The sequence below is a fragment of the Peribacillus sp. NPDC097224 genome (genome assembly GCF_044761985.1).
Lineage (GTDB): Bacteria > Bacillota > Bacilli > Bacillales > DSM-1321 > Peribacillus.
Map to the genome: position 1 here is coordinate 121,295 of NZ_JBIWDK010000004.1, position 25,376 is coordinate 146,670.

The 25,376-nt window shown below is 39.7% G+C and carries 24 protein-coding genes; 4 read left to right on the plus strand and 20 right to left on the minus strand.

What is annotated here, in order from left to right:
• Nucleotides 1-143: 143 nt before the first annotated feature.
• Nucleotides 144-731 (minus strand): TetR/AcrR family transcriptional regulator, encoded by a 588-nt coding sequence (locus tag ACIQXR_RS10040; RefSeq protein ID WP_402871680.1) that lies wholly within the window; start codon nucleotides 729-731, stop codon nucleotides 144-146.
• Between the two features lie 129 nt (nucleotides 732-860).
• Between ACIQXR_RS10040 and ACIQXR_RS10045 the strand changes: the two genes are divergently transcribed.
• Complete coding sequence (locus tag ACIQXR_RS10045) at nucleotides 861-2,003, plus strand: YhgE/Pip domain-containing protein (protein WP_402871683.1); 1,143 nt, start codon at nucleotides 861-863, stop codon at nucleotides 2,001-2,003.
• Nucleotides 2,004-2,112: 109 nt separating this feature from the next.
• On the opposite strand, the gene ACIQXR_RS10050 is transcribed toward ACIQXR_RS10045, so the two are convergent.
• From ACIQXR_RS10050 to ACIQXR_RS10070, 5 genes are all read right to left on the minus strand, one after another.
• Nucleotides 2,113-2,652 (minus strand): DUF2812 domain-containing protein, encoded by a 540-nt coding sequence (locus tag ACIQXR_RS10050; protein ID WP_402871686.1) that lies wholly within the window; start codon nucleotides 2,650-2,652, stop codon nucleotides 2,113-2,115.
• A complete protein-coding gene (locus ACIQXR_RS10055; RefSeq protein WP_402871689.1) occupies nucleotides 2,649-2,966 on the minus strand; it encodes a PadR family transcriptional regulator in 318 nt (105 codons plus the stop codon). The genes ACIQXR_RS10050 and ACIQXR_RS10055 overlap by 4 nt, the downstream gene beginning before the upstream one ends.
• A 357-nt stretch (nucleotides 2,967-3,323) precedes the next feature.
• Nucleotides 3,324-4,661, minus strand: coding sequence for an MFS transporter (locus ACIQXR_RS10060; protein ID WP_402871692.1), 1,338 nt, complete (start codon nucleotides 4,659-4,661; stop codon nucleotides 3,324-3,326).
• Complete coding sequence (locus tag ACIQXR_RS10065; protein WP_402871695.1) at nucleotides 4,645-6,279, minus strand: PEP-utilizing enzyme; 1,635 nt, start codon at nucleotides 6,277-6,279, stop codon at nucleotides 4,645-4,647. Before ACIQXR_RS10065 ends, ACIQXR_RS10060 begins: the two co-directional genes overlap by 17 nt.
• Before the next feature lie 22 nt (nucleotides 6,280-6,301).
• On the minus strand, nucleotides 6,302-7,201 hold the full coding sequence (locus tag ACIQXR_RS10070; RefSeq protein ID WP_402871698.1) for a PEP/pyruvate-binding domain-containing protein: 900 nt from the start codon (nucleotides 7,199-7,201) through the stop codon (nucleotides 6,302-6,304).
• A gap of 374 nt (nucleotides 7,202-7,575) precedes the next feature.
• Between ACIQXR_RS10070 and ACIQXR_RS10075 the strand changes: the two genes are divergently transcribed.
• Entirely contained in the window at nucleotides 7,576-8,373 is a 798-nt protein-coding gene (locus ACIQXR_RS10075) for an alpha/beta fold hydrolase (RefSeq protein WP_402871701.1), read from the plus strand.
• Nucleotides 8,374-8,618: 245 nt separating this feature from the next.
• Here ACIQXR_RS10075 and ACIQXR_RS10080 read toward each other — a convergent pair whose 3' ends face one another.
• Complete coding sequence (locus ACIQXR_RS10080) at nucleotides 8,619-9,530, minus strand: VanW family protein (protein ID WP_402871704.1); 912 nt, start codon at nucleotides 9,528-9,530, stop codon at nucleotides 8,619-8,621.
• A 461-nt stretch (nucleotides 9,531-9,991) separates the two neighbouring features.
• Between ACIQXR_RS10080 and ACIQXR_RS10085 the strand changes: the two genes are divergently transcribed.
• Complete coding sequence (locus ACIQXR_RS10085; RefSeq protein ID WP_402871706.1) at nucleotides 9,992-11,122, plus strand: YecA family protein; 1,131 nt, start codon at nucleotides 9,992-9,994, stop codon at nucleotides 11,120-11,122.
• A gap of 154 nt (nucleotides 11,123-11,276) precedes the next feature.
• Here ACIQXR_RS10085 and ACIQXR_RS10090 read toward each other — a convergent pair whose 3' ends face one another.
• The 7 genes from ACIQXR_RS10090 to ACIQXR_RS10120 all read right to left on the minus strand — a co-directional run bounded on the left by ACIQXR_RS10090 (nucleotide 11,277) and on the right by ACIQXR_RS10120 (nucleotide 18,302).
• Complete coding sequence (locus ACIQXR_RS10090; protein WP_402871709.1) at nucleotides 11,277-13,217, minus strand: DNA/RNA helicase domain-containing protein; 1,941 nt, start codon at nucleotides 13,215-13,217, stop codon at nucleotides 11,277-11,279.
• A gap of 338 nt (nucleotides 13,218-13,555) precedes the next feature.
• Nucleotides 13,556-14,089, minus strand: a complete 534-nt coding sequence (locus ACIQXR_RS10095) for a YehS family protein (RefSeq protein WP_402871712.1) — start codon at nucleotides 14,087-14,089, stop codon at nucleotides 13,556-13,558.
• A gap of 203 nt (nucleotides 14,090-14,292) precedes the next feature.
• A complete protein-coding gene (locus ACIQXR_RS10100) occupies nucleotides 14,293-15,354 on the minus strand; it encodes an LLM class flavin-dependent oxidoreductase (protein WP_402871715.1) in 1,062 nt (353 codons plus the stop codon).
• Nucleotides 15,355-15,554: 200 nt separating this feature from the next.
• Nucleotides 15,555-16,139 (minus strand): helix-turn-helix domain-containing protein, encoded by a 585-nt coding sequence (locus ACIQXR_RS10105; protein ID WP_402871718.1) that lies wholly within the window; start codon nucleotides 16,137-16,139, stop codon nucleotides 15,555-15,557.
• Nucleotides 16,140-16,291: 152 nt separating this feature from the next.
• Nucleotides 16,292-17,050, minus strand: a complete 759-nt coding sequence (locus ACIQXR_RS10110; RefSeq protein WP_402871721.1) for an SDR family NAD(P)-dependent oxidoreductase — start codon at nucleotides 17,048-17,050, stop codon at nucleotides 16,292-16,294.
• Between the two features lie 256 nt (nucleotides 17,051-17,306).
• The gene (paiA, locus tag ACIQXR_RS10115; protein ID WP_402871724.1) at nucleotides 17,307-17,825 is read right to left on the minus strand and encodes a spermidine/spermine N(1)-acetyltransferase; all 519 of its coding nucleotides are present in this window, start codon (nucleotides 17,823-17,825) and stop codon (nucleotides 17,307-17,309) included.
• Between the two features lie 24 nt (nucleotides 17,826-17,849).
• Nucleotides 17,850-18,302, minus strand: a complete 453-nt coding sequence (locus ACIQXR_RS10120) for a MarR family winged helix-turn-helix transcriptional regulator (protein WP_402871729.1) — start codon at nucleotides 18,300-18,302, stop codon at nucleotides 17,850-17,852.
• Nucleotides 18,303-18,422: 120 nt separating this feature from the next.
• Between ACIQXR_RS10120 and ACIQXR_RS10125 the strand changes: the two genes are divergently transcribed.
• Nucleotides 18,423-18,863, plus strand: a complete 441-nt coding sequence (locus ACIQXR_RS10125) for a GNAT family N-acetyltransferase (protein WP_402871732.1) — start codon at nucleotides 18,423-18,425, stop codon at nucleotides 18,861-18,863.
• A gap of 280 nt (nucleotides 18,864-19,143) precedes the next feature.
• Here the strand turns inward: ACIQXR_RS10125 and ACIQXR_RS10130 are convergent, their stop codons facing one another.
• From ACIQXR_RS10130 to ACIQXR_RS10155, 6 genes are all read right to left on the minus strand, one after another.
• A complete protein-coding gene (locus tag ACIQXR_RS10130) occupies nucleotides 19,144-19,809 on the minus strand; it encodes a hypothetical protein (protein ID WP_402871735.1) in 666 nt (221 codons plus the stop codon).
• A gap of 151 nt (nucleotides 19,810-19,960) precedes the next feature.
• The gene (locus tag ACIQXR_RS10135; protein ID WP_403079911.1) at nucleotides 19,961-20,701 is read right to left on the minus strand and encodes a DUF1835 domain-containing protein; all 741 of its coding nucleotides are present in this window, start codon (nucleotides 20,699-20,701) and stop codon (nucleotides 19,961-19,963) included.
• Nucleotides 20,702-20,951: 250 nt separating this feature from the next.
• Nucleotides 20,952-21,599: a hypothetical protein gene (locus ACIQXR_RS10140; protein ID WP_402871740.1), complete on the minus strand. Its 648-nt coding sequence runs from the start codon at nucleotides 21,597-21,599 to the stop codon at nucleotides 20,952-20,954.
• A 233-nt stretch (nucleotides 21,600-21,832) separates the two neighbouring features.
• Nucleotides 21,833-22,810 carry a tRNA dihydrouridine synthase gene (locus tag ACIQXR_RS10145; protein ID WP_402871742.1) on the minus strand — a complete coding sequence of 326 codons (978 nt, stop codon included), beginning with the start codon at nucleotides 22,808-22,810 and terminating at the stop codon, nucleotides 21,833-21,835.
• 180 nt (nucleotides 22,811-22,990) lie between these two features.
• A complete protein-coding gene (rlmD, locus tag ACIQXR_RS10150) occupies nucleotides 22,991-24,373 on the minus strand; it encodes a 23S rRNA (uracil(1939)-C(5))-methyltransferase RlmD (protein WP_402871745.1) in 1,383 nt (460 codons plus the stop codon).
• Nucleotides 24,370-25,254 (minus strand): DNA-3-methyladenine glycosylase family protein, encoded by an 885-nt coding sequence (locus ACIQXR_RS10155; RefSeq protein WP_402871748.1) that lies wholly within the window; start codon nucleotides 25,252-25,254, stop codon nucleotides 24,370-24,372. Before ACIQXR_RS10155 ends, rlmD begins: the two co-directional genes overlap by 4 nt.
• Nucleotides 25,255-25,376 lie beyond the last annotated feature (122 nt).

Consider the following 25,376-nt stretch of genomic DNA (forward strand, 5'->3'; position numbering starts at 1 on the left):
ACTTCTCTTATTACTGGACCCTCCCATAATTAATTCACAGCGGGATTCAGATAATGACTAAACGGCTTGAGCTCTATGAAATTTCAGAGCTCATGTCGTTTTTTTATTTTTTCTCTATTAATTAACTGTCCTTTCGCACCTGGTTATTTCTTTTGAATATAGGAAATGATATCAATATATAATTCGGTCATTTCTTGAGGAGTTTTATCTAAATCATTTTGTACCCATTGCTCGATCAATCCTAAAAAAGCAGACGTAATGAAGGATAGAAAGTAGTCCATGGGCACTTTTACATTGGATGCATGGAAGCTTTCATTTTTCTCTAAATTAACACGCACTTTTTCGGAAAAGGCATCTCGAAATCGAAGGTGGAAACCTGTTCTCCCATGATTGCTTAAAAATATCTTTAGTAAGGGCGCATGCATTTTAATGGAGCTAAATAAGGCAGCCGCTAATTGCTCCTGTCCTTTTTCAAAAGTATGAGTAGGTGAATAGCAAGATTGCAATTCATCAATATGATTGCCTAAGTCCTCAAACAACTGCTGTTCAATCCGATCTAGCAAATCGAACTTATCTTGATAGTGCAAATAAAATGTTCCACGGTTAATTTGTGCCGTTTTCGTAATGTCCCCTACCGTAATTGAATCAAAGGACTTTTCTTCTAAGATATGTATAAACGACGTTTGAATGAGCTGTTTGGTTTTTCGGTTTTTCTCTGCATACGTGCTCATCATCATCACCTCCGTCCTAAAATTGAACAATCTGTTCACTTTTGTTCATTGCTTATATGGTCCTAAAAACTATAAGATATATACATACCACTGAACAACATGTTGAAAATTGAGAAAGGATGATATACATTGAGACTATTTAAAAATAAACTAGCATGGGCTGCTCCCATCGCGGTTATATTAATTATCGCTCTATTTTCGGTAAACTTATTCGCCCAAGGTAACCCGAAAGTAAGAAATTTACCGGTTGCCCTTATTGTCAACGATGAAGGAGCACATGTAGACGCTGTCCAATCAGCCGTTGAACAAATGAGTAAAGGCACGGATGGCGAAGAACCGATGTTAGCTTTTACAAAGGAAAAAGAAGAAAATATTGAAGATCTATTCGATGATAAACAGTACTATGCCGCATTGGTCATTCCTGAAGGCTATAACGATAGCTTACAAAATGCCGTGAAGAATAACAAATCAGCACAGTTGAAAATTTATATTAATCAAGGATATAACATGACGGGTGCTAACTTTGCGAAAACTGCATTAAACGGCTTAGTTACCCAATTAAATAATCAATATTCTACAAATTTCATCAAGCAAATGGATGGTCAACAAATTGATGCAGCCCAAGCAGCTGTATTAGTGAACCCAATCGTTTCCGAAGAAAAAGTGTTTAATGAAATCACAGCCTCAACGGCAAATGGTAGTGCACCAACATTAATGGCCGTACCTGCTTGGGTAGGTGCCTTAATCGGCGGTTTCATCCTATTCTTAGCCATATCAAACATCACTAAGAAAGAAAACTTAACACGCAAACAAACATTACGCTTAATGGGTGGTCAAGTATTATTCGGCGTGATCATCGCCCTATTCTCTGGCTTTACAGTTTCGACATTAGCGTCCATCGCCGGTATTAACATGCCAAGTTACTTACTAGTTGCATTCTTCGTATCGTTTGCAGCATTCTGTTTCTTCCTATTAGTATCAGCCATTACGGCATGGATCGGTAAACCAGCCATCACGTTATTCATGGTTGTCATGCTTCTAGGTATGGGTGTATTAATGACACCACTAGAAATGCTACCCGATTTCTTCGTGAACTTCATACGCCCTTGGGTTCCAATCCGCTTTGCGTCTGAAGGATTACGTGAAATCTTCTACTTCGGTAGTGGCTTCTACACTGGTGGATCGTTCATCACGATTGCAGGAATCGGTATTGTCGGTTTAGTGATTTACCTGCTGTCTATTTTTAAACCAGCACGTAAACAAAACAATTAAAGCAAGAACATGTGAAGTAATCCCTTGATTAAAAGGTTAGGTCTGAGTTCGATATTGCATTGGACTCAGACCTTTTTATTTTCTCTTTGAATTCAATTAATGGGTTAGCTTATTCAAAAAATTGCTGACTTTTCTTCAATGCCCTTTTTCGCTGAATGATTTTTATAATGGGAATGGCGATCAGCAATGCTACGGCAATGTTAAGAATACCTACAGCTGAGTTAAAGAATTCCGGCAGTGATTGATCCCCTAAAACACCTACGTTCACAATACCCGACCATACATTAATAAAAAAGAGTAAAAGGAAAATATTCAACATGCGGGTATAATAGTCGATCCTTGATTGAGTATCTGTATATAGTTCAAACGGACCTTCAGATGCTACCTTTTTCATGTACACCCAGCCACCAAATTCATGAATAATGGTGATCCCACTGTCTTTAAGCAAGTCAAAATAATCCTTCATCTCATTTTTAGACTTTCCCATGATAAACTCATTGCGGTAAAGGAATGCACCAGGCTCTCCCTTTGTAAAGGTGAACCGCCCCAACGAAAACTTCTTTAGGTGCCAACCGTACGCAGCCATCTCATTAATCCACTTTTCTTCTTTTTCGTAATCCAAGTAAAAGCGATACCTTACTTTCTTCACAGCTGGTTCTCCCCTTTCGTAATGAGCAAACCGTTATGATACAACTCATGGAGACGTTTCATTTCATTTTCCACCATCAGCTTCCCAGCATCCGTAATAACATATTCCTTTTTTCGTCCATCCTCATCTAAAGCAACAATCCACTTTCGCTTAACCAATGTCTTAATCGCACCATAAATCGTTCCAGGACCAAGCTCAACACGACCATCGCTAAGTTCGGAAACAAATTGCATAATCCCATAGCCATGCCTTGGTTCATATAAAGATAAAAGGATGTAATAAACACCCTCTGTCAAAGGAGCCTTATCTTCCATCATTCCCCCACCTATCGTCTAACGTTATATCGACTGTTGATACACTTATTGTATCAGCGGCCGATATAACTGTCAATGATATACATATTTAGTTTTTGTTTCCTGATAAGGAGCGTGCGTTTAAGATTCAGGTCAGGGATAAAAGGAAAAATGTTCAATCTACGAAGTAAAACATAGTAGAGGCACGAGACTCCTGCGGGAAACGCGTGTCTACGGGAGACCCCGCAGGCGTTAGCCGAGGAGGCTCGCGGACCGCCCGCGGAAAGCGAGTGCCTGGAGTGGAAATCTACTTCCATATGGAACAAACCAAAAAAAGTAGACAAACCGATTTTCAAGTTTGTCTACTTTCTGCATAAGCTATAAAATGTGTGTGTTTGCATTCTTTTCTTCTTTTTTCACACGGATGAACATGCCTTTCGATACAATCAAGCCTAATATCGAAAATGCAATCAAAATATACATAGTCACTGAGTAATGAATTTGTAAACTGATGATGACAGATGCGGCTATTGAACCGAAGTAGCGAAACATGGAATAAATACCGGAAGCTACCCCTGTTAATTCCTTCGCAACGGATTCAAGAGACGCCGCTTGCATGGAAGGAACGCCCAATCCCGAGCCAATTCCACCTAGAAATAAAATCAAACCCGCAAAGACTATTCCATTGATACTTGGAAGAACAACATATAATACCAATGCCAGACCTAATAAGGCAAAAGATAGCCTAACCGTCATACCCTTTCCCATCTTACCTTCTACATATCCACCTACCCATGATGCAATGGAAATAGCTAAAGAGAATACGAACAAAAGAAGTCCAATCGAACCGATCGAGTATCCCACATCCCTTTCTAACATCATAGGCATGATCAATATCGTACAATACATGATGGCATTGTTCAGTAGGATCGATAGATTTGCACTTGTAAAACTGGCGTCTTTAAAGAGTGAAAAATCGATGATTGGATTGCCATATCGCTTCTCTCTATATACAAATAGAACGAAAGCTAATATGAAGACCAACCATAGCCAACCATTCCTATACCATTCATTTGTCACGATCAGGACAAGAACCGTTAAGAATGTACCTAATAGAATGGATCCTTGAATATCTAATCGAGTATGGATTTTCGGTTCGATATTCGGTAGGTATTTATAGGCAATAAGGAAGGACAAAATCGTAAAGGGAATGTTTATCCAAAAGGTGGCATGCCAACCCCATCCACTAATTAGCATGGCCCCAATGAGTGGGCCGAGTGCCGCCCCAATGGACATCGCAAACCCAAACACACCGAATGCCTTGGTTAACTTTGACTTAGGTGTGATAAGGCGAATGATCGCCGTGCCATTCGGCGTAATCAAAGCCCCGCCCAAAGCTTGAATGCCTCTACCAATGATCAATACCAGTAAATTAGGTGCATAGACACATACTAACGAAGCCACTAGAAATAAAAGCAAGCCGAGTAAGAACAATTTGCGTGTTCCATACATATCCCCGAGTTTTCCTGCTATTGGTTGGGCTACGATCATGATAATGAGATACACCGTCACAATCCAGGAGACATTTGCTACATTCGTCTGAAAGGCGTCCATGATAGTAGATAAACCTATCGTTATCATTGTAGAATTCAACGGGACTAGAAAAGCCCCCGTTAAAATCGCAAGCAAAGGAATATTGTTACTTTTCTTTAACAATGTACACGACTCCATTTGTTCCATCCACACGTACGATATCACCGTCTTCTAACATTTGCGTTGCCACTTTTGTACCTAAAACAGCTGGAAGCTTGTATTCACGGGCAACCGTTCCAGCGTGAGACAGGATTCCTCCTGCATCCGTGACAACAGCACCGGATATAGAAAATAGCACGGTCCATGGTGGGAGTGTTGTTTTACAAACCAGTACATCACCCTTCTGAACTTTAGAAAAATCATTCTGATCCCGAACAATTTTCACCGTACCCGTATGGACTCCTTTTGAGGCCGCATACCCTTTAAAGCTTTTCTCTTGTTCATCCACTTCCGCCGCTCTTGTTCCAAAGATTCTTTCGATAACAGGCGCCGCTTCCTCTTGAGGAGGCACGCCAAATGTTTCAGGAATAGTTTTTTTCGAATCTTGCTCATGTACCGCCTTACGCTCCATGATTTTGGTGGTTATATCTCTTGGATCATTTACCAATTCAACTAACTCATCCAGATATAAAAAGAAAATATCCTGTTTCTCTTCGATTGCTTTTGCTTCAACTAAAAGGGTTCCTACTTCTAGTAGAACAAGTCGAGCTTTGGCAGGAAGCATGGCATCAATGTAGAAGTGATGATCTTCATCAACACCCCAATAGGCTAACGCCCAGTCATGGATCTGCTTGAACCTTGCTTTTGCTTCACTCTCCGGGTACTTCTCTAATAGAGCGGAAACTTTATGTTCGCGTTCCGCTACAACACGTGCAAATTCTTCATCAAAATCGAAGTCCTTCTTCATATATTCCGAAATGACAGCTAAGGCATATTCAGGATTCTCCACCCATGTTTCATCAGAAAACTCATGGGAATTCGCGATGCGCCACCCGTAAATTTCTAAAGTATCTTGGACTTGGTCCAGGAAAGTTTGGCCTTCAGGAGATGCTTTAAGCTCCGTCACTAAATCTTCATTAGGAACGGAAGTAAAACAGTTCGATACTTCAGGGGATCCAATAGTCACCTTCGCAAGCTTCCATAAAACTCGATCCGTTTCTAATGATTTGTTCATCACACCTTCAAGGAGATCATACACATAGGTCGTATTCGTATCACCCGTTAAATTCTTATAGGCATCTTCTAAAAGTAAACCAACAGAGCCTCTAGGCATAACGACCTCGAAGTGAATCTCCCATGCGCGTTTGAAAAATTCAAATAATTCTATAAGGATTCCCTTTGCTTCTGCCAAAGTAAAGCCATTTTTACGGTATTGGTCCAGTGTGTTAAAGTACGGTATTAACTCTTGATTCATATAATTCCAGAATATATCACTTAAGTTTGGCAACAATGCTTCTATAGCCGTTGCATTTTCTTCCAACCGTTTTCCAATATCCCCTTGATAGGAAACGGTATTCTGATAATAGTGAGAATCGGAAATTTTAATTTGGAATTGATGGATTGGAAGTTTCAATGTTTCATAAGCTTTTTTTGTCCCTTCTGTAACGGCTGGTGCCATGTAAGACGCAAACAGGGGGGTTAAAGAACCGGGTAGATGCAATTCATCTAGAAACCAAAATCCATTTTGTTTATCCTCTTCGTTAAGCATTAATTCACTTCGGAAATTTTCAATATTCAACATATTTTTCGCACTCTCCTTATTTCTAAGATGTAATGGGTCTAGATTGAAGAACGAAAATCATGTCATCTTTAATGGCAAACTCTATATCAACAGGAAATTCATAAAATGCCTCTAGTTTACTTGTTACAGACTCTAAAGATAAAATGCTCTCTTCATTAAGACAGTAGGCGTTACTTTCTTCCGACGTAGTTTCCACTTCAATGATTTGATTATTTATAGGCAATATCTTCACTTCTTTAAGACCTAAATCTTTCATAATAGACTTCGTTTCTTTATTCACGATGAAAGTGTCGGGGGTCACAATTCCTGAAACAATGGCTTCACCCAAGCCATAACTCGCATTAATAATGATTTCATTCGTATCTTGAGTAATGGGGTTCAGACTAAAGATCACTCCGGACACATCGGGATACACCATTTGCTGAATTAAAATCCCCATAGGAAACGCATCCAAAGAAATATCTTTTTGTGCAGCATATTCACGAACACGATTGGAGAACAGGGATGCCCAGCACTGTTTGACTGCATAAAGCAATTGTTCTTCCTCACAAACGTTCAAGATTGTCTCATATTGACCTGCGAAGGAAGCGGCCTTTAAATCTTCCGCAGAAGACGACGACCTAACAGCCACTGCCAATTCTTTGGAACCTGTTAGTTCCTTCAACTTTTCATAGGAAGATAATACTTCCTTTTCTATATCTTTCGGAAGAGGCGCCTCCATGAATACATCAATGAATTCCTCTTTATGTACTTGATTATGTAAAGCATTCTCTTTCATAAATCTTTTTAAAGCACCCGCTTTGAGAACAAATCCATTGGGGATATGAACCCCCTCATTTATGATGTTCGCCAAGTGTAATGCTTTAGACCCAACTTCCAGTAGCGATTCTTGGTTAGCTTCTTTCAAAAACACAGTAAACACAAAAAAACAAACCCCTTTTCTTTATTAACACTGTAATGATAGTATAAAATACATAGTATTAATTAACCACTTTATTTATTAAACTCTAATTTAGTATACTTTGCAATCTACAAAAGAATAAATACTCATAAAATACTATCTTTTACAGTGAAACCATTTACTTAATTAAAAGGTTAATTTTTATACTCTACTTTTACTTTTCCTGCGATGAATGTAACTTCTTTTTTATTTTAGCTATGTTAAAGATAAAGGTTGATTTAGAGCATCATGTTCAATTATATGGGTGTAATTGGTTTTTATTTTTTTAAATTTTCGCAAAAAAATAAATATTTTATTATGATACGACAAACTGATAAAAGGCATAGGTGTTTAAGATGAAATATGAAGGAATGTATTATGAAATTAACGGAGAAGGGTACCCAATTGTATTTATACCTGGAGTCGGATCATCTCATACGATGTTCGGCCCTCAAGTTGACTATTTTTCACAAAATTTTCAAACGATCACTCTCGATTTAAGGGGAACAGGTGCTTCCGACGATATGGAACGCGTCAACCCTTGGAAATGTGCGAAGGCCCACGCTATATCGATCATTCAATTGTTGGACCATCTTAAAATCGAACAAGCCATTTTTATGGGTGTCTCTTATGGAGGTATCGTCGCACAAAACGTAGCCTTTATGTTTCCAGAGTATATATCAAAGTTGATTCTTCTGGATACCTATGCCAATATGTTTCCGAAAAACATAAAAGAAGTACAACTTACTCTTTTCGGTGCCGCTGTGGCTCTTTCTTCTTACTTGCCGAAAAAATGGATACGTCCGTTCTTTTCTCATTATAAAGATTGGAACTTGGCCTATGAAGAAATGATGTCCGTGATTGACAATCGAAAAGCTAAAAGTGTCCTAGTCCAAATGCTTGGTTGTTTAGGGATGAATTATCTCCCTAAACTAAAGAATGTTTCCATCCCCATTTTAGGGATCGTTGGCGATTTAGTTCCTATTGTTGTGCAAAAATCAAAGGAAATTACCGACGCAGCTCCCGAAGGCAGGTTAATAGTCGTCAAAAATTCTTTTGATCCAACTAATTTATGTCAACCAACCCTTGTGAACGAAGCAGTTTATTCGTTCATTTACGAAGAAAGTCTAATCAAACAAGAGATTCGTGCCTAAAATTGCTTTTTTAAATTCTAAAATCCGATAAAAAGAACGACCTATGAAAGATGTACCGACAAGGAGGGTTTCTTCTGCCTAGTAGGAACGTGTTTCTTCACTTATTTCTCATAGCCTATTTTCTCTTGTTTTTTCAATTCAACCAGGATTTTAATAGAGCCTTTATTTTGTAGAAGTCTCCGATTCGACCAGTAAAAAAAGCGACTGCTCATCATTCAGCAATCGCTTCCTCGTTGAATTCTTTATCATGGTTTAATTTTTATTTCCTTCGGTAACTGAGATGGAGCCTTAGGAACTTTTTTCTGTTCGTTATTAATCATGTCAGAGGAGTAAAGTGTAACGATCATACTTCCTCCGTATCGTTTTGCCCGAATCAATACAGGCTGGTTATATTTGTTTTGAAAACGAAAATCAGGTCCGTACCAGCTTACGGTCGCATCACGTCCGGGTGGCACATAAGGTACGCGCCTACTATGGGAATAGCGCTGGTCAATCCGGAGACCGGCACGATCGACAGCATTAAATAAGGTGGATGACACCTGACAAATCCCGCCACCAACCCCTTCAGACAATTCACCTCTAACAATAATGGGAGCACTCATGTATCCCTTATCCTTCGTTCTCTTCCCAACAACTTGGTTAAATGAGAACGTCTCATTAGGAAAAACAACGTGATTATCAATGGCTTTTGCCGCAAGTGAGATATTATGTGAACGACTTTTATTGTTAGAATTAAAATAAGTCACGTATTGACCAATCTTCTGGTGCCGAATATGAGCAAGTATTTCACTATCCACCTTAGGATAAACATCCATTTCTGGTGCTTCTATCTTAGAGGGTCCTTTACCAAAGAAATAGGCATAAAACTGCTCCTTAAACGCCTGTCGATACAGTTTGTAACCTACCTGGCCTGGAACGATTCCTCCCTGATCATTAAGCCTCGCATTTATTGGAGCTCTGTATACTTGTTGATCGAGTTTATCGATGAATGTACGTAACTTTTCATCATCAATCATCGGAGTACCAGGAAGAGGCAGTGAAAAGTTTTCACGGTTAACACTAGCTATGGGTTCCCCTTGTTGGGTCACCGTTAAGCTGTCAGAGGGCTCGACGGGTTGAGCAAATAATAAAAGACCAGTTATCCAGATATGTATCATAAGTCGGTATACCTCCCAACCTTAGTATGAACGGAAGGTTGTCCTTTGATGTAATTCTTCCTTTTATATTGTCGGACGTATATGTAGTGACAGGGTACATTAAGCAAAAAAGTTATTTGTTCTAACAGATTCAAAAACACTTATTAATGCTTGCAAGTAAATCCCTCTTGAAGTATATCTATCTCCATTCATTCTATTATTCATCCTATAAAAATTTATTATGTAATAACCTCTAGAAAATTTTCCAATTATATAATATGAATTTCGTAGAACACTTGCCAAAAAAAGATTAACACTATAAATGAAAGTCGTTAAGTTTAATCTGTAAATATGTTTGGTATGCTTCAAGTTCATTGTATTTTTTTCATTACAAGTCTTTGAAGTTTATAAGTACTACCTTAAAAACCTCAAATGATATAAAGTGTAAGATATATGATATTTATTTAAAGGTGGTTTCAATAATGTTCGCACCATTAAAAGAAGCAAAACAATATCAATTTAAACCTTACGAAGAGTGTCCTTGTGAAAGTGGAAAAAAATATAAATTTTGTTGCTATGCTAAAAGTAAAGACTTTAAAATCGATTCTTCTAAATATAGCGCAGCTCGTCTTACTTCTGAGGGGCAGAAATTATTCAGAGATACTGAGTTTAAAATGTGCTTTGGTTTTGATACATCTGAGTGCAGCAAAAATGTTATAGGAGCACACTCTATTCAAAATAATGGAGTGTTAAATACCATTTCTTTTGAAAATCATGTTTACACATTAAGCCTAGAGATTGGTCAAAACTCAATGCTTCCTCAATTAAAATTTATACCTTTAGGTAAAAATAAGGCTAGTATTTTTTCTGGATTCTGTAAAAAACATGATGAAGAATATTTTAAATGTATTGAAGATGAAAAATATGAAGAAACACCTGAACAAAATTATTGGTTTGCATTTAGAGCTTTGTGTTTTGAATTACATAGAAAATTAAGATTAAAAAAAAGTTATTCCATACTTTTTAAAAAGCATGCTCAAGCTACTAAAGTGCCTAGTATATACACAAACTTTTATAACACCGAACTTAATATTAGAGATTCTTGGAAAGAATATGAGAGATTTAAAAATATTTATGTTGAAAAATCATTTGATCAATTAGAATCCTTTGTTAAAGAAGTTCCGTTTAAAGTTGGCTTTACCGCTACTACTTCTGTAGCTGTAGGGATAGATTTGGAGGGAAACATTGCAGCAGATATTTATAATTATGACAAAAATTTGTTCATACCTAGCATGTATATCTCTGTTATTCCCAAAGAAAGTTCAACAATGATTATTATATCAAGATTGAAAGAAGATACTTGTTATGAAAATATATTTTCACAATTAAGAAACAATAAACATGATGAAAAACTCTTTAGATATATCACATTTTGTTTAGCTGAATATAGCGAAAATGTATATTTTTCTCCCTCTGTAATTGACTCCTTAGATGAGAAAACTAAGAATAAAATTAGAAACGCCTTCATGGGTGTAGTAAGCCCTACACCTGAATTAAGGCTTCTAAATCTTATGGATACTACTTCTTTAAATCTATTTGATTTAAGACTTTAATAAAAGTATTTTCTAATATAAATTATTAAACTAAAGTTTTTTATTAAAAAACAGGCATATTCTGGTTTGTTTTGAATATGCCTGTTTACTACTCTTTAAGAAGTAACCTCATTTACTTATGGTAAGGTTCCCCTTACCTAATTCCTAACTTCCATCACTCATACGACCCCTGTTCCTCAGCCACACTCGTCTTCGCTTTGAAAAATTCATTAGGTTGGTACTGTACCTGGATTTCTCTAAGCCGCTTCAGTAAATAGTTTTCCAATTCCTTATCTGTACAGTAGACAAAACACCCTTTTTGCCCTCTGGTTAAAAGCGTCCTATATGTGTTCCGGATAATCTCATCAGCCAGTTGCATCGCTTTCTCCGGCTCTTCTTTCGATAGCTTTTTGATGCCTTTTAAAGAACTGTCGGTTTTGGCTCTCTTTGTAAAATCCGTTTGAATTCTTTCTTCACTGACGTACATGTCATCTCCAATGATTACGCCTACATAATCGAATTCCAGCCCTTGAGATGTATGGATACAGCCCACTTCTTGAACGGAGTTTTCATCTATTGCCCAGCTGTCTGAATTACCGAGGTTCCAGCTCATGCTGAATTGATCTGACAGTTCAATATCATGGATCTGTGAGTTGTTCTTGCCTTCCTTCTTCCAATCCCAGCAATAACCGGCTAACAAACGGGCTTTGTTATTCACCTTATTCAGCCTGAAAATTTCATCCCTCATCTCGACTGGATCACTGTATACACGAAAATCATAGTTGCTACCGATATAGCTTTCATTTGCTGTTTTTCGTATTTGCAGAACATCATCAATCCATGCAAGATATCCATCCGAGCCATTGCACCGGAACTGTGAATCCAATAAGGCAGTCGAGACACTGGCATTATATTGTGCTGCAAATTGTTGAATTGCCTCAATGCTCCCAGCATCCTTTAACGTCACACGCTGGCGCTCATCAATAAAAAAGATGGAGAATTTAGAAGCAGAAATGATTTCCTTCATCTGGTTCTCACCAAGATGATTAAACATCCCGGACTTTTCATTTAAGCGATGCGCCTCGTCCACAATCAAGACATCGAATGTGTTTTCCGGAACATCAATATAACTCCCAGACCCTTTAAAGAGGTTATCAATATGTCCCTTACGAAAATCCTTCTTTAACTTTTTAGCATAGATGGCCCGCGGTGCGGCATTCTTGGTCACATATTGGCAAACCATGTTTTGGGCCGTCAACTCCACTAACAGGTTGATGGCCAACACGGATTTTCCGGTGCCCGGTCCGCCTTTGACGATCAACACTTGCTTTTTATTCGATCTCTGCGCTTCTTTGGCCAGCATCTTTGCTGCTTCGTAGACAACCTTCTGGTCATCAATCATGACGAATTCTTGATTTCCCTTCAACATATTAAGGAGGGAATCCTGCAAAGATTTAGAGGGACGGATCCTGCCATTCTCGATTTTGTATAGGTTTTCCTTATTATCCCCGAATTTAATATGAGTCTTGATGAATTCTCGAAGCTTAGCCGCATCACCTTTTCGAAAAATGGGAGCCTTCTCCACATAATATTGATAGCCTTCATCAATAATAGGATCGTCATCCACTTTAATATAGTTATGCAAATAAGCACATGGATACAACTCCATCTGATTATCTTGGACATTTTCATTGTAGTCCTCAATTAGCGCCGCGTACGACCATGCCTGATAAGATGGGTGAGTGGTTTCCCTCACTCCACCACCAAGGAATGTCTTAACAATCGCTTCTTTTCCATCCACTTTCTCAACATCCTGCCATTGCTTAAGCTCAACAATTACAATAGATTGATTCGTATCATTACTGCCAGATATCAAGAAGTCGACTCGCTTTGATGTATAAGGAATCTTGAACTCTATAGCGACACCAGCGTCATCAGGTATTTCCTTATCTAACAGGACAAGATGCATGTATTTCATCGAATTATCCCAAGATCTTAATTCACTTTTATTAATGCGGCCAACTTTCTCCGCGTAATTATTTACGATATTATCTATTAATTTATCTTCAAAAACATCTTGAAGGAATTCACTTTTAATCGCCTCATATATAATCATCCCTGACACACCTTTTCCCTTGTAGTTCCACAATCTTTTAGCTACTTTATATCATTGTACACTAAGGTTCCAATGCAGAACTTATATGGAAATAAAAAAAAGGCAGAGCTCTTTAATTTTAGGGCCTGCCTTCATTATACGTTTTGATTTGGCTATATTATGTCGTCTGTGCAGAAGACCTTTTATAATGCTCCATGTAAAATACAGTATTGTGTTCTAACACATTTAACCCAAAAAATGTTATACACAAAAAGGCTCAAGCAACAAGAATCTCTCCTCATCACTCAAGCCTTCATCCACATCTTATGCACAACTTGAAACAATCAGATGCGTTTTACTTATCCCCGATACTTCAAAGTTAACCCTTTTAAGAAGTTACGAGCATAACGGTCTCCGCACTGTTTATAATTCCGGTGGCCTTCTTTTCGTAGAATGGCGCCTAATTCCCCTTTGGTTATGTTGACTCCTGCATCTCCCAGGATTTCAATCATATCCTCGCTTGTTAGCGTGAGCGCGATTTTCAATTTCTTCAGCAGGACGTTGTTCACACTTTCCTTGCCAGTTGGTGCCGGGCTCTCTGGTTGTCCCGGTTTTGGCTCTTGTTTGCCTCTTTTGAAAATGATTAGGCCATTCAAGAAGGACTCCATCATCTTGTTATTGCATTTGATTGTATCTTCTTCTTCTTCATATTCGTAAAAATCGACATCATCGTCTTCGTATTCGTCATAGTCGTCTTCTTTTGGCTTGGTCAGCATCTCCATCACTTCTTCTTGTGTCACGTTCACGCCACCAAGTTTGAAAATCTCTACCATATCTTTATTTTTTATATCGAGAGCATATCGTACTCTGATTAAAATATCATGATTATGCATCCATAAACCTCCTATATTCGCACCTATTTCAGTAGCTTCCTCATTATCATTGCCCGAGTAAATTCTTCCAATACTAAAAACGAAGGCAACTGAAAATCCGAGAATCGTTTACAGATTCCCGGATGCTGTAAGTGTACTGTATGTTTTATTATACCTAAAAAAGATGGATCCGACATTAAGTTTGGGTGAATCGCTTTAAAGGCTTACGATTCCTCGCCACCCTCTGCTTCCCATCTCGCAATTTCCTCCCGTACTATCGGAGCCACCTCTTTACCCAGTAGTTCGATGGCTTTCATCACATCATCATGCGGCATCGATCCGACGGGAACGTGCAGCATGAAGCGCGTGATTCCCACGGTTTTACGAAGGTGAATGATTTTTTTCGCCACGGTTTCCGCATCACCTACATACAGGGCACCTTCTAAACTGCGTGCCGAATCGAAGGTTTCACGGGTGTATTCTCCCCACCCACGTTCTCTTCCTAACACGTTCATCGCTTTCTGAGTGGAAGGGAAAAATTTCTCTGCCGCAAGATTGGTGCTCTCGGCAATGAATCCGTGTGAATGGGAAGCAATCGGCAACTTGCTTGGGTCATGCCCCGCCTCTTTGGCCGCCCTTTTATACAGTTGGACGAGCCCAGCAAACTGTCTCGGGCTTCCGCCGATAATCGCAAGAACAAGTGGCAGGCCAAGCATGCCAGCGCGAACAACGGATTGAGGAGTTCCGCCGCTCGCAATCCAAACAGGCAAAGGATCCTGAACAGGAATCGGGTAAACCCCACGATTTTGAATGGAAGGACGATGCTTCCCACTCCATGTCACCTTTTCGGAATGCTGGATTTTCAACAGCAGATCCAACTTCTCATCGAACAATTCATTGTAATCGTCCAAATCATACCCGAATAACGGGAAGGACTCGATGAAAGAGCCCCGGCCCGCCATGATTTCCGCACGTCCATTCGAAATCGCGTCAAGTGTCGAAAATTGCTGGAACACTCGTACGGGATCGTCTGAAGACAGCACCGTCACAGCACTGGTAAGACGGATCCGTTTTGTCCGTGAAGCAGCGGCGGCCAATACGACGGCTGGTGAGGAAGCCGCATAATCCCTCCGATGATGCTCGCCCACTCCATAGACATCCAGCCCCACCTCATCCGCCAATACAATCTCCTCCACTACCTCACGTATACGTTCAGCATGGCTAAGTACCTTACCCGTTTCTACATCCGGCGTCGTTTCAACAAATGTAGTCAACCCAATTTCCATTGCCCTTCCCCCTCTATGTATGGTTTACATACCATATTTCCGTTCTATCATTAAAAAAGATCCTATCATTCATCATACAATATCATGTGAATACTTCTCAAATTTCCAATTCACTTATCCACAGTAAAAAGGCAGCGCCCCTATTAAAGGGCTGACTGCCTGTTGGTAGAACTTTTTTTATAGATTGATTTTTTTTCTCCTTAAATCAACTGATAAAACAACCCATGCTGCGTGCAGTACCAAAGCAACATGCCGTGTTTCCGTTTCGGAATGCGGGTTTGCAGCCCCCATTCCGGATATTGTTTGATAAGTTGGACCTGGTCTCCTGTAGCAAAGGCAATAAATGAAATATAATGCTCTTTGGTCATAGGATGGTTGCTTGAAATGAACCAATCCTCTTCAACCTGTGTAACTTCCAGCTTTTCCTCGTCCGTCGCTTTCTTTGGTACAAGTGCCTCCAACTTTCTTCCACAACAAGAAACAGATGCATTACCGGTGCTTAAGGTAATATTCCCACAAGATGGACACACAAAATAGTTTGACCTTTTCATATTTCCTCCTACAAAATCATTGGAAGCGAGTTCGCCCTCCAGAATATGTTCAATATTCACACCAAGGAGGGAGGACAATTCCGGTAACAGGGAAATATCCGGACACCCTTGGCCACGCTCCCATTTTGAAATGGTCCGATCAGAAAGATTCATCCTGTCAGCCAATTCCTTTTGCGTGAACCCTTTTTCCCTCCGCAATCGTAAAATCAAATGGCCCACTTTGCTAGTATCCATTGATTCACCCCCTACTCATTACATCATAAGAGGTATGACCCATTCCGGCAACAAACGCTCCGTTGAGTTTTCCAGTTTGAGAGGTGAATGCCATATAAGTGAGCATACAAAAAGCCTGTTCCAATCGAAACAGGCTTTTTGCTGATCTATGATTATTTGGTATTAGTAAATCCACCATCAATGCGAATAACTTCTCCATTGATATATTCTGCTTTAGACGTTAATAGGAAGGTTACAAGTTCCGCAACCTCTTCCGGAGTTCCCAATCGTTTTTGAGGAATCCCGCTCGTTGCGTTCTCTTTCATGGCCGGGTTTGCTTCATAGAAAGCCTTGACCATCGGTGTCTCAGTAGGTCCTGGGGCAATCGCATTCACGCGCAAGCCTTCTTTCGCGTATTCAGCCACCATGGACTTAGTTAACCCTGCAATCCCGTGTTTCGTAGCGGAATAAGTGACCACTGAATCTTGTCCGATCACACCGGCACTTGAAGCCGTATTGACAATCGATCCACCGCCATTTTTCACCATGACCTCGGCTACATAACGAACGCCGTACAAAGCACCCATTAAATTGATTTGAACGATTTTTTCGATTTCTTCTACCGCCGTATCCAAGAAGTACTTACCGCTACCAGAGATCCCTGCATTGTTAAAGAAATAATCGATCTTCCCGAATTTCTCCACTGTTTGATCCACATAGTTCTTCACTTCTTCTGCTTTGGAAACATCCGTTTTGATGAAAAAAGAATCGACTCCTAATTTTTTCACCATTTCAACCGTTTCCTTCCCACCCTTTTCATTAACGTCCACTACAACGATATTGACTCCTTCTTCAGCCATTCGAACCGCTGTAGCTTGTCCTAATCCGCTTCCTGCTCCTGTGATTATCGCTACTTTATTCTTAGTTGTCATGAAAAAACCTCCGTTGTAATGAATAAGAACCGGGCAACCGGCACTATTCTCGTATATTTCCTCTTAGGATAAAATACCCTAACTCTCTTATACTTTACCCCGTGGGTATGGTTTAAAACTGTAAATTTTCGGAGGTAGAAACTGCTGAGGTCTTGTCAAAAAAATATTTTAACTGAAAAAACCTGACAGTATACTTGTCAGGTTGAGTGAAAATGACTACTTAGATTTCCTTAACTAATTATATTAAATCATCAATTCACCTAAGTATTTTAGTCATAACAAGATCGGTTTGTTTTTCATCTCCCATGTGAAAGGAATGCTTTCCAGTCTGAGTAAAGCCCATTTTTCCATAAAATTTGATGGCCCCCTCATTTTTTTCCCAAACGCCTAACCAGATTTTCTTCTTACTCTGGTCTTTCGCCATTTCTATTCCTTTATTTATAAGATGATGACCCAATCGCTGCCCTTGAAATTCCTTTCTTATATAAATCCTCTCAATTTCAAGTGACTCATCACCCTCCTTTTCTGTCTGGGCTTCATCGACATTCACCTTTAAATACCCGGCGATTTCTGTCTGACAATAGATAAAAAAGAATTCCGAAGAGGGATTGAATAATTCCGTTTCTAGTTGGTTTAAATTAAAGGCCCCTTCCAAATAAACCTTCATATTTTCGGGGGAATTCAGATCCTTAAAGGTCTCATTAAATGTTTCGCGGCCAATCTCTTGGAGTAGTGGCAAATCTTCAAGGGTACACTTTCGTATATGTATCGTCATTGTAATATTCCGCTCCTCTACTTATCAATAATTTCTCTTGTTTCCCTTTTTCACAAAATCCCAGTCTACCTCTATATTTTTTCTCACTTTTTGAAGAAGAGAAAAAAGGGTTTCCACTTCTTCTTCGGACAATCCAGCTAATGCGACCATATTCGAATATTCATGTTCTCTTCTGATGAAAGGATAAACACTTTCCCCTTTTACAGTTGGAAAAAGCTTTTTGATTTTTTGGTTATGTGTATCCTCTCTCTTTTCAATAAAACCTTGTATCTCCAATTTCTTTATTGCACGAGCTGCCGTGGTTCGGTCTACTTTTATCATTTCTGCTAACCGTTCTTGAATGATTCCTGGATTCTCGCATATGCGCACAAGGTACAAATACTGCCCTTTTGTAAGGTCATATTCTTTAAACTCTATATTGCTTATAGAATCCAAGGCCCTTGCTACCATTCCAATCTCACGAAGAACTTCCTTCATATGTTCAACACCACCAATAACTCGTATTTGCTAATACAAATATTAATAGGATTTTGTTGTATTTGCAACAAAAAATATGTACGATATATGTTGAAACAGTGGAGAAAGGGACGAAGAAAAGTGAAAGTAAAAAAGATAATCGAAGAGAATGACCTAAAACAGGCATTCCATATTAGAAGCAAAGTATTTGTAGAAGAACAAGGCGTCCCATTAGAAGATGAATTCGACGAATTCGATTCACTTGATGGACAATGTGAACACATTTTGGCTTATCATAATGAACTACCAGTAGGTACAGGCAGAATAAGAACCGTTGATGGCTTTGGTAAATTAGAAAGAATTTGCATCTTAAAATCTTACCGTAAATTGGGGTATGGAAAACTAATCATAAAAGCATTAGAAGAAATAGCAGAAAAAAATGAAGTGTCCAAAGTTAAATTGCATGGACAAAAACAGGCAGAAGGCTTTTATGAAAACCTCGGATATCAGACTTCTTCCGATCTATTTATGGAAGACGGTATCCCACATATATTAATGGTGAAGGAATTATCCAGTAAATAGAGACGACCAATACACTGATGGTTTGGGCTAATATGCTTACCGATCGTCATTTGATTTTTTTCATCTTTACATACAAAAAAACCGACAAGAAAAAGACTTGTCAGGTTGATAGATGTCATATAGATTTTACTTTTATTAAGGTAATTATTGTTCATTTTCACAAGAAAATAAGGGTAAGGGCAGTCATACTAACATTAAGCTGCCCCCCTTTTTCATCACATTGATTACTCGCTATATTTAGTTCTTGATCACAACATGCGGCATGAAAGTCTTCCCTCTATTATTTCCTCTTTCTCTTGCCTTTCACAATCAAGATGACGGCCCCGATAATGAAGACAACCATAATTCCCGCCGTAGTGGCGATCGTTTTAACCTTCGGAACAATCACTTCAAACTCGACAGGCGTTTCAGTAGCTGTCGAGATGTCCCAGGATAGGGTATTGCCATTCTCCTCATCGGCATTATTTGAGCCAAAGAGCTTATACGGAAGGGCTACTTCCAGTTTAAGATCCGATTGGTCCAACTTTTGAAGAATGATGGATTGTATGAAGGTGTTGCTGGTTACCTCCCCTATGTACCGGTTAAGCTGGCTTTGTAAATCAACGGATGCCTTCACATCATAGGCTGTATAAAAGAAAGAGTCCTTCTCATCCACGGAAATCTTACTCTCACCTGATCCGTCCTGAGTAGAGCTCAACGCTTCAAGAGAAGGGTAATGTTTATACACCTTGATGGCATTCTCGCCTTGTTCCAGCTTGTAATCCGTCCCTTTCAGTGCCTTTTCAATATAGGGACCGGCCAGCGCATACATATCACCGTCCATGGCTGCTTCAAGCGAGAGATCCGCACTTTTATCTTTATTTATTTCAACCCGCGCTGTGGAATCCACACATCCTGCAAGGATCAATCCCAATAAAGGAATCGTGATCCATTTGATTAACTTCATTCTTGTCCCCCCTGATTTCGATAAAAAAGAGATCCGTTCCTATTCTCTTCCTCAGCTATCCTGTTTTAACCTAACCTTATAAAATCGCATAGCTTCAAGATGACCTTCCGTTTCAAATACCCCTTGTTCAACCAGCTTTTTCAGTCGACATTCAAGCAAGAAACGCATCCCCTACATACTGATCTAAATGCCCCAACACCTCACCAATGAGCCTTGCAGATATCATAAAATCCTTAGTCTTTTGTTGGCCATGTAGCTTTTTGGCATTCTTCATAATAAACTCATCATAATAATCTTCAGGAACGCTCTGAATCCTTCCATTTCTCCATATTCTTAACGTTTCTTGATTATCTGAAAGGAATTGCCACTCTTTTTCTAAATCTTCTCGATCATGGTCAGTACATAACGTTCTTTTACCCTGTTCATATATATATTGAAGCTTTTCAGAGGGAATTTCACCTGTATGAAGTGGTGTATATTTCACCTTTTTCACTTGAAACAGTTCTTCGTACGCTTCTGTCGTGTTAATAAGGCTAATATCCAGATTTTTTTCTTTTAAAAGATAAACAATCAACCTCAATCCTGTCTGTTCATGTGCATTAGAAGAAGTCCAAATGGTTAGATGACTTCCTTCAGGAATAGAATGTATTTGTTGGATCGTCTTTTCAAACTTCTGTTCATAATCGGGACATTCATCAAATTCGTCATGTATGTACGTCTTCATCCACTCAAACCTAGCTTGAATCCCCTTTTCCTCATGCAGCTGCCACACGGGCCCGATTGAAAACATGTCCCAAAAAGAAATAACCTTCTCCCTTTTATCAAGACCCAATTCCCTTAAAAAGAACTTTACATTCCCTGAAGCAGATGCACCGAAAACAATATGTATCATTTGAAAGCCCCCATCTGTTTCTTTACTAATTATATACAACTAAAATTAAACTCAAAGCAATAACAATGATAAAAGCACCAATAGAGTATGGCAATTTCTATTACATTTTCAAGTACTAGTTAAAGGCAGGCAAATCAACTGAAAAAATAACCTGCCTAAAGTAGACAGGTTATTTTAAATGGATATTTGAGTTCCTTACTCTTGGTTCAATTCTTGAAATGATTGAGAAATTGATTTGTGATTCCTGTTCTTATTGCATTATATTAGTGGCCTCTTTATTTTTTCGAAAATTAGCATACTCTTCTTCAAATGACATAAACCAGTAGCCAGAATCGTCCTTGTCACAGATAGCCTTCCTCACTTCCTTTAAGCCATTGGGAGTAAAGCTATATGCATAAACTCTTTGTACATCAAATAGAGCGTCATAATAACGATAGATCATTAGAACATTCGAGTTCTGCACTACGTTCTTTTGAACAATTAATTCATTAAGAGATTCCATTCTGTCTACCGATTCTATGTATTGGATACCTATCACATTATGTGGAATAAACCCTTCTTCTGTATCTGAAAAGAGTTTTTCGATTGTCTCCATATCCTTAGTCCAAATAGACTCCCTTTCTAAATGCAGGGCAAGGTATAAAAAATTTTCTTCATCAACTCTCCCATCGTATTTCCACCATGACAAATCCATCGGTCTTGAACGTCCCATTGTTTTATCAAACTTGGTATCTTCGATAAATGAATCAAATCCCAACATCTCACCTAGATTGGCAAAGTAATCTATTTCGCGTTTCGTAAACATTGAACGGTTATGTAATTTGGCCAGATTCATTCTTCGGTAATTTCGTACATACCCATCAAAAAATTGCATCAGATTAAAGTATTGCTTTTCCATTAAGAATCTTCCTTCCTGATAAAAAAGTTTTGTAACATTCTATTACTATTTTACCATTGCATGTAATTTACTGTAACAAAAATAAACCTTTATAATCAATCACAAAGGTTGGATCCATCCATGCTATTTTTTAATATGGGAGTTCTTGAGAAGGAGTGAGGACAAACTACTATATAAAAAAAGACCCGGATTCGGGAATGTTACTTTACCGAATTCCAGGTCTGATTAAGTTCCTACTGTTCCTCCACCACTTCAGGATGTTCAAAAGCATCAAGCAATGCGCGCACTTCATCTGTTGATTTGGTGTTCATCAATTGGTTTCTCAGTTCACTTGCTCCTCTGAATCCACGGACATAGATTTTGAAAAAGCGAGGTAGGGGCTTGAACGAACGTGGTACGATTTCTGAATATTTATCATGAAGGTCCATATGCAATCTTAAGAGACCAAGCAATTCCCTACTAGTATGCTCTTTCGGTTCTTTTTCAAAGGCAAATGGATTGTGGAAAATGCCGCGTCCGATCATGATTCCATCCACGCCGTATTTACGAGCGAGTTCCAAGCCAGTTTCGCGGTCAGGGATATCTCCATTGATCGTTAGAAGGGTATCGGGTGCCACTTCATCACGAAGTTTCTTGATCTCCGGGATTAGTTCCCAATGAGCGTCCACTTTGCTCATTTCTTTCCTTGTACGTAGATGGATGGAAAGGTTCGCAATGTCTTGTTTCAAGATGTGTGTTAACCAGTCGCGCCATTCGTCCACTTCCGTGTAACCAAGCCTTGTCTTTACACTAACAGGCAATCCGCCTGCTTTTGCTGCTTGGATTAATTCTGCTGCGACTTCGGGACGACAGATCAGGCCACTACCTTTCCCATTTCCTGCTACATTAGGGACAGGACAGCCCATATTGATATCGATTCCCTTAAACCCTTGCTCTGCCATACCAATGCTCATTTCCCTGAAGTTTTCAGGTCTATCTCCCCATATATGGGCAACCATTGGTTGTTCATCTTCCGTAAAGGTCAATCGCCCACGCACACTTTGTCTCCCCTCAGGATGACAATAACTTTCCGAGTTTGTAAACTCTGTAAAAAACACATCGGGTCTGCCAGCTTCAGCCACTACATGGCGAAACACAACATCCGTCACTTCTTCCATTGGTGCCAGTACAAAAAAAGGTCGTGGTAAATCACGCCAAAAATTATCTTTCATCTTTATATCCAAGTCCTCTCATTTAGGGTTACCAGGCTATGTGAACCAGTTTCCCACTATTTTAAAATTTTCTCTGCCTTCTAAAAGTCCAGCCAAGGGCCGCCATGAAAAAGGCCCGGAATTCGGTCATGTTAGTGAACCGAAAACCGAGACTGAATGGGACATCTTTATTTATCTGGATTACTTTTTCAACGTTAATTTCGTGACAACTTCAACATGAGATGTCTGCGGGAACATATCCACAGGCTGCATGGTTTCTACGTTATATAGAGCACTCAATTCATGCAGGTCTTTTGCCAATGTGGATGGGTTACATGATACGTACACAATGGTTTTTGGTTTGACCTTCAGGATCGTTTGCAATAACGATTGGTCCAGGCCGGTTCTTGGTGGATCGACGACTAGTACGTCTGGTTTCCAGCCTTCTCTGATCCAGCGTGGCAGGATGTTTTCAGCTTTTCCTGTTTCGTAGTGCATGTTGGTGCGTTTATGTTTGATGGCGTTTTTCTTGGCGTCTTCGATCGATTCTTTGATGACGTCCATGCCGCGCACTTCTTTTGCATCTTCCGATAACCAAAGTCCGATCGTCCCTACGCCGCAATAAGCGTCGACGACTTTTTCCGTACCGGTTAGGGCTGCCGCTTTTTTCACTTCTTCATACATGCGAACCGTTTGAACCGGGTTCAATTGGAAGAACGTGCGCGCCGATAGTTCATATGATAGGTCACCCAATGTTTCGTTGATGACTTTTTCTCCAGCAAGGTGGATCGTTTTTTCGCCGAAGATCAGCGATGTGTTTTGGTTATTGACGTTTTGAACGACCGATTTCACTTCTGGCAATTGGTCGCGGATTTGTTTAAGCAATTGATCTTTTTGTGGAATCTCTTCCGCTCCCGTTACTAAGACCACTTGCACTTCGCCCGTTTCAAATCCAACGCGTGTGATGATCGTACGGATGACACCTTTTCTTTTTCTCTCATTATAGATCGAGATGTTCAGGTTCTTCAGGATCTTTTTCACCGTACGGGTGATTTTATTCGTTGCCTTATGCTGTACAAGGCAGTTCGGGATATCGATCAATGTATGGGAATTCAAGCCGTAAAGCCCGGCAATCAGCTTGCCATCTTTCTGGCCGACTTGATATTGGCTTTTGTTGCGGTAGTTCCAAGGATCTTCCATGCCGATCGTTTCTTGGATATCCAATGAATCAATTGGGAAGTCCGTATGGCGTTCCATCGCTTGGATGACCATATCGCGTTTTTCGACCAATTGTTGGTCATAGCTTAAATGTTGCAGCTGGCAGCCACCACATTGTTCGTAGACTGGACATGGTGCGGCAATGCGGTGCGGTGATTCTTTCCGGATCGTTTTGATTTTTGCTTCGGAAAAATTGGGCTGAACTTTTGTGATCATCGCAACGATTTCTTCACCAGGAAGGGCACCTGGGACGAAGACGACTTTCTTCTTGAAATAGCCGACTCCCTCTCCGTTGATGCCAAGGCGTTTAATCGTTAAGGGTAAGGTTTGGTTTACTTCTAGGGTTGTATCTTGAAAGTTTGTCATTTCTTTTCACTCCGTTTTTCGATGCTTCTCCACAAATAGAGGGAAGCGTAGCTTAGATATGGGGCCCACTTCACACTGTAGGTTTCCATTTCTTCTTGGGTCGGCTTTTGCGGTAAGCCATATAATTGTTTCAGGGCATTTTGGATGCCAATATCGGCTTTTGGGAAAAGGTTCGGTCGCCCTAAGCCAAATAGCAGGAAGTTTTCCGCCGTCCATCTGCCGATTCCGCGTATTTTTATAAGTGTATCCATAATCTCTTGATCGGATAGCTGGTCCAGCTCATCCACATCAAGGTGGCCATGGACGATTTGCTGAGATAAACCGATGACGTACTCCGCTTTTCGGCCGCTGAATTGAATCGCCCTCAGCTGTTCGACCTGAAGTTGCGCAGTCGTTTCCGGTGTCGGGTAAAACCAGGCACCATCGATTTGGTAGCCAAAAGTTTTAACGAACCGTTCCGTTAATGTATGAGCAAAAGCCAGGTTCAATTGCTGGTGAATGATGCATTTGACGAGGCAACTATAGTAATCGAAGTCAAGGACAATGGCCGTGCCACGGTGCTCTTCGAAAATGTCCCGTAAATCTGACTCCAGGAAGTGCTGGGAAACGGCCGCCAATGGCTCATGCCAGTGAAAAACTTTTTTTAAGCGTTGCAGCGCCTTTGGTTTGTTTTCCTCTGATTGGCCTTTGATGACGAAGACCGGGTCTTCGGTGTCACCGATTGCCTGTACGTGTATAACGGTTGGTACTTTTTCTATATATAATGGAACTTTTACCGTCCTGTTCATAAAATCAACTACTTGAAGTGGGTCTAACGATAATCGTTCGAGTACAAGATCAAAATTATAGGGTCCTTGGACCTCTACTTTTTCCGTCCACACAAGCGATCCATCCTTTTAGCAGTTTTCCAGGTATTATAGCATGTTTTCGAAAATATTACTTGTTATTGAGGATAATGGCAAAAAGCGGAACCTGATTTTCCTAGTCAGGTTCCGCCTTTCAT

What these genes read in the sequence shown, in the direction of transcription:
- ACIQXR_RS10040 (WP_402871680.1), bottom strand. Translation starts at nt 731, where the DNA reads ATGAGCACGTATGCAGAGAAAAACCGAAAAACCAAACAGCTCATTCAA.
- ACIQXR_RS10055 (WP_402871689.1), bottom strand. Translation starts at nt 2,966, where the DNA reads ATGGAAGATAAGGCTCCTTTGACAGAGGGTGTTTATTACATCCTTTTA.
- ACIQXR_RS10065 (WP_402871695.1), bottom strand. Translation starts at nt 6,279, where the DNA reads ATGTTGAATATTGAAAATTTCCGAAGTGAATTAATGCTTAACGAAGAG.
- ACIQXR_RS10075 (WP_402871701.1), top strand. Translation starts at nt 7,576, where the DNA reads ATGAAATATGAAGGAATGTATTATGAAATTAACGGAGAAGGGTACCCA.
- ACIQXR_RS10080 (WP_402871704.1), bottom strand. Translation starts at nt 9,530, where the DNA reads ATGATACATATCTGGATAACTGGTCTTTTATTATTTGCTCAACCCGTC.
- ACIQXR_RS10085 (WP_402871706.1), top strand. Translation starts at nt 9,992, where the DNA reads ATGTTCGCACCATTAAAAGAAGCAAAACAATATCAATTTAAACCTTAC.
- ACIQXR_RS10090 (WP_402871709.1), bottom strand. Translation starts at nt 13,217, where the DNA reads ATGATTATATATGAGGCGATTAAAAGTGAATTCCTTCAAGATGTTTTT.
- ACIQXR_RS10095 (WP_402871712.1), bottom strand. Translation starts at nt 14,089, where the DNA reads ATGCATAATCATGATATTTTAATCAGAGTACGATATGCTCTCGATATA.
- ACIQXR_RS10100 (WP_402871715.1), bottom strand. Translation starts at nt 15,354, where the DNA reads ATGGAAATTGGGTTGACTACATTTGTTGAAACGACGCCGGATGTAGAA.
- ACIQXR_RS10105 (WP_402871718.1), bottom strand. Translation starts at nt 16,139, where the DNA reads ATGGATACTAGCAAAGTGGGCCATTTGATTTTACGATTGCGGAGGGAA.
- ACIQXR_RS10110 (WP_402871721.1), bottom strand. Translation starts at nt 17,050, where the DNA reads ATGACAACTAAGAATAAAGTAGCGATAATCACAGGAGCAGGAAGCGGA.
- paiA (WP_402871724.1), bottom strand. Translation starts at nt 17,825, where the DNA reads ATGACGATACATATACGAAAGTGTACCCTTGAAGATTTGCCACTACTC.
- ACIQXR_RS10120 (WP_402871729.1), bottom strand. Translation starts at nt 18,302, where the DNA reads ATGAAGGAAGTTCTTCGTGAGATTGGAATGGTAGCAAGGGCCTTGGAT.
- ACIQXR_RS10130 (WP_402871735.1), bottom strand. Translation starts at nt 19,809, where the DNA reads ATGAAGTTAATCAAATGGATCACGATTCCTTTATTGGGATTGATCCTT.
- ACIQXR_RS10135 (WP_403079911.1), bottom strand. Translation starts at nt 20,701, where the DNA reads ATGATACATATTGTTTTCGGTGCATCTGCTTCAGGGAATGTAAAGTTC.
- ACIQXR_RS10140 (WP_402871740.1), bottom strand. Translation starts at nt 21,599, where the DNA reads ATGGAAAAGCAATACTTTAATCTGATGCAATTTTTTGATGGGTATGTA.
- ACIQXR_RS10145 (WP_402871742.1), bottom strand. Translation starts at nt 22,810, where the DNA reads ATGAAAGATAATTTTTGGCGTGATTTACCACGACCTTTTTTTGTACTG.
- rlmD (WP_402871745.1), bottom strand. Translation starts at nt 24,373, where the DNA reads ATGACAAACTTTCAAGATACAACCCTAGAAGTAAACCAAACCTTACCC.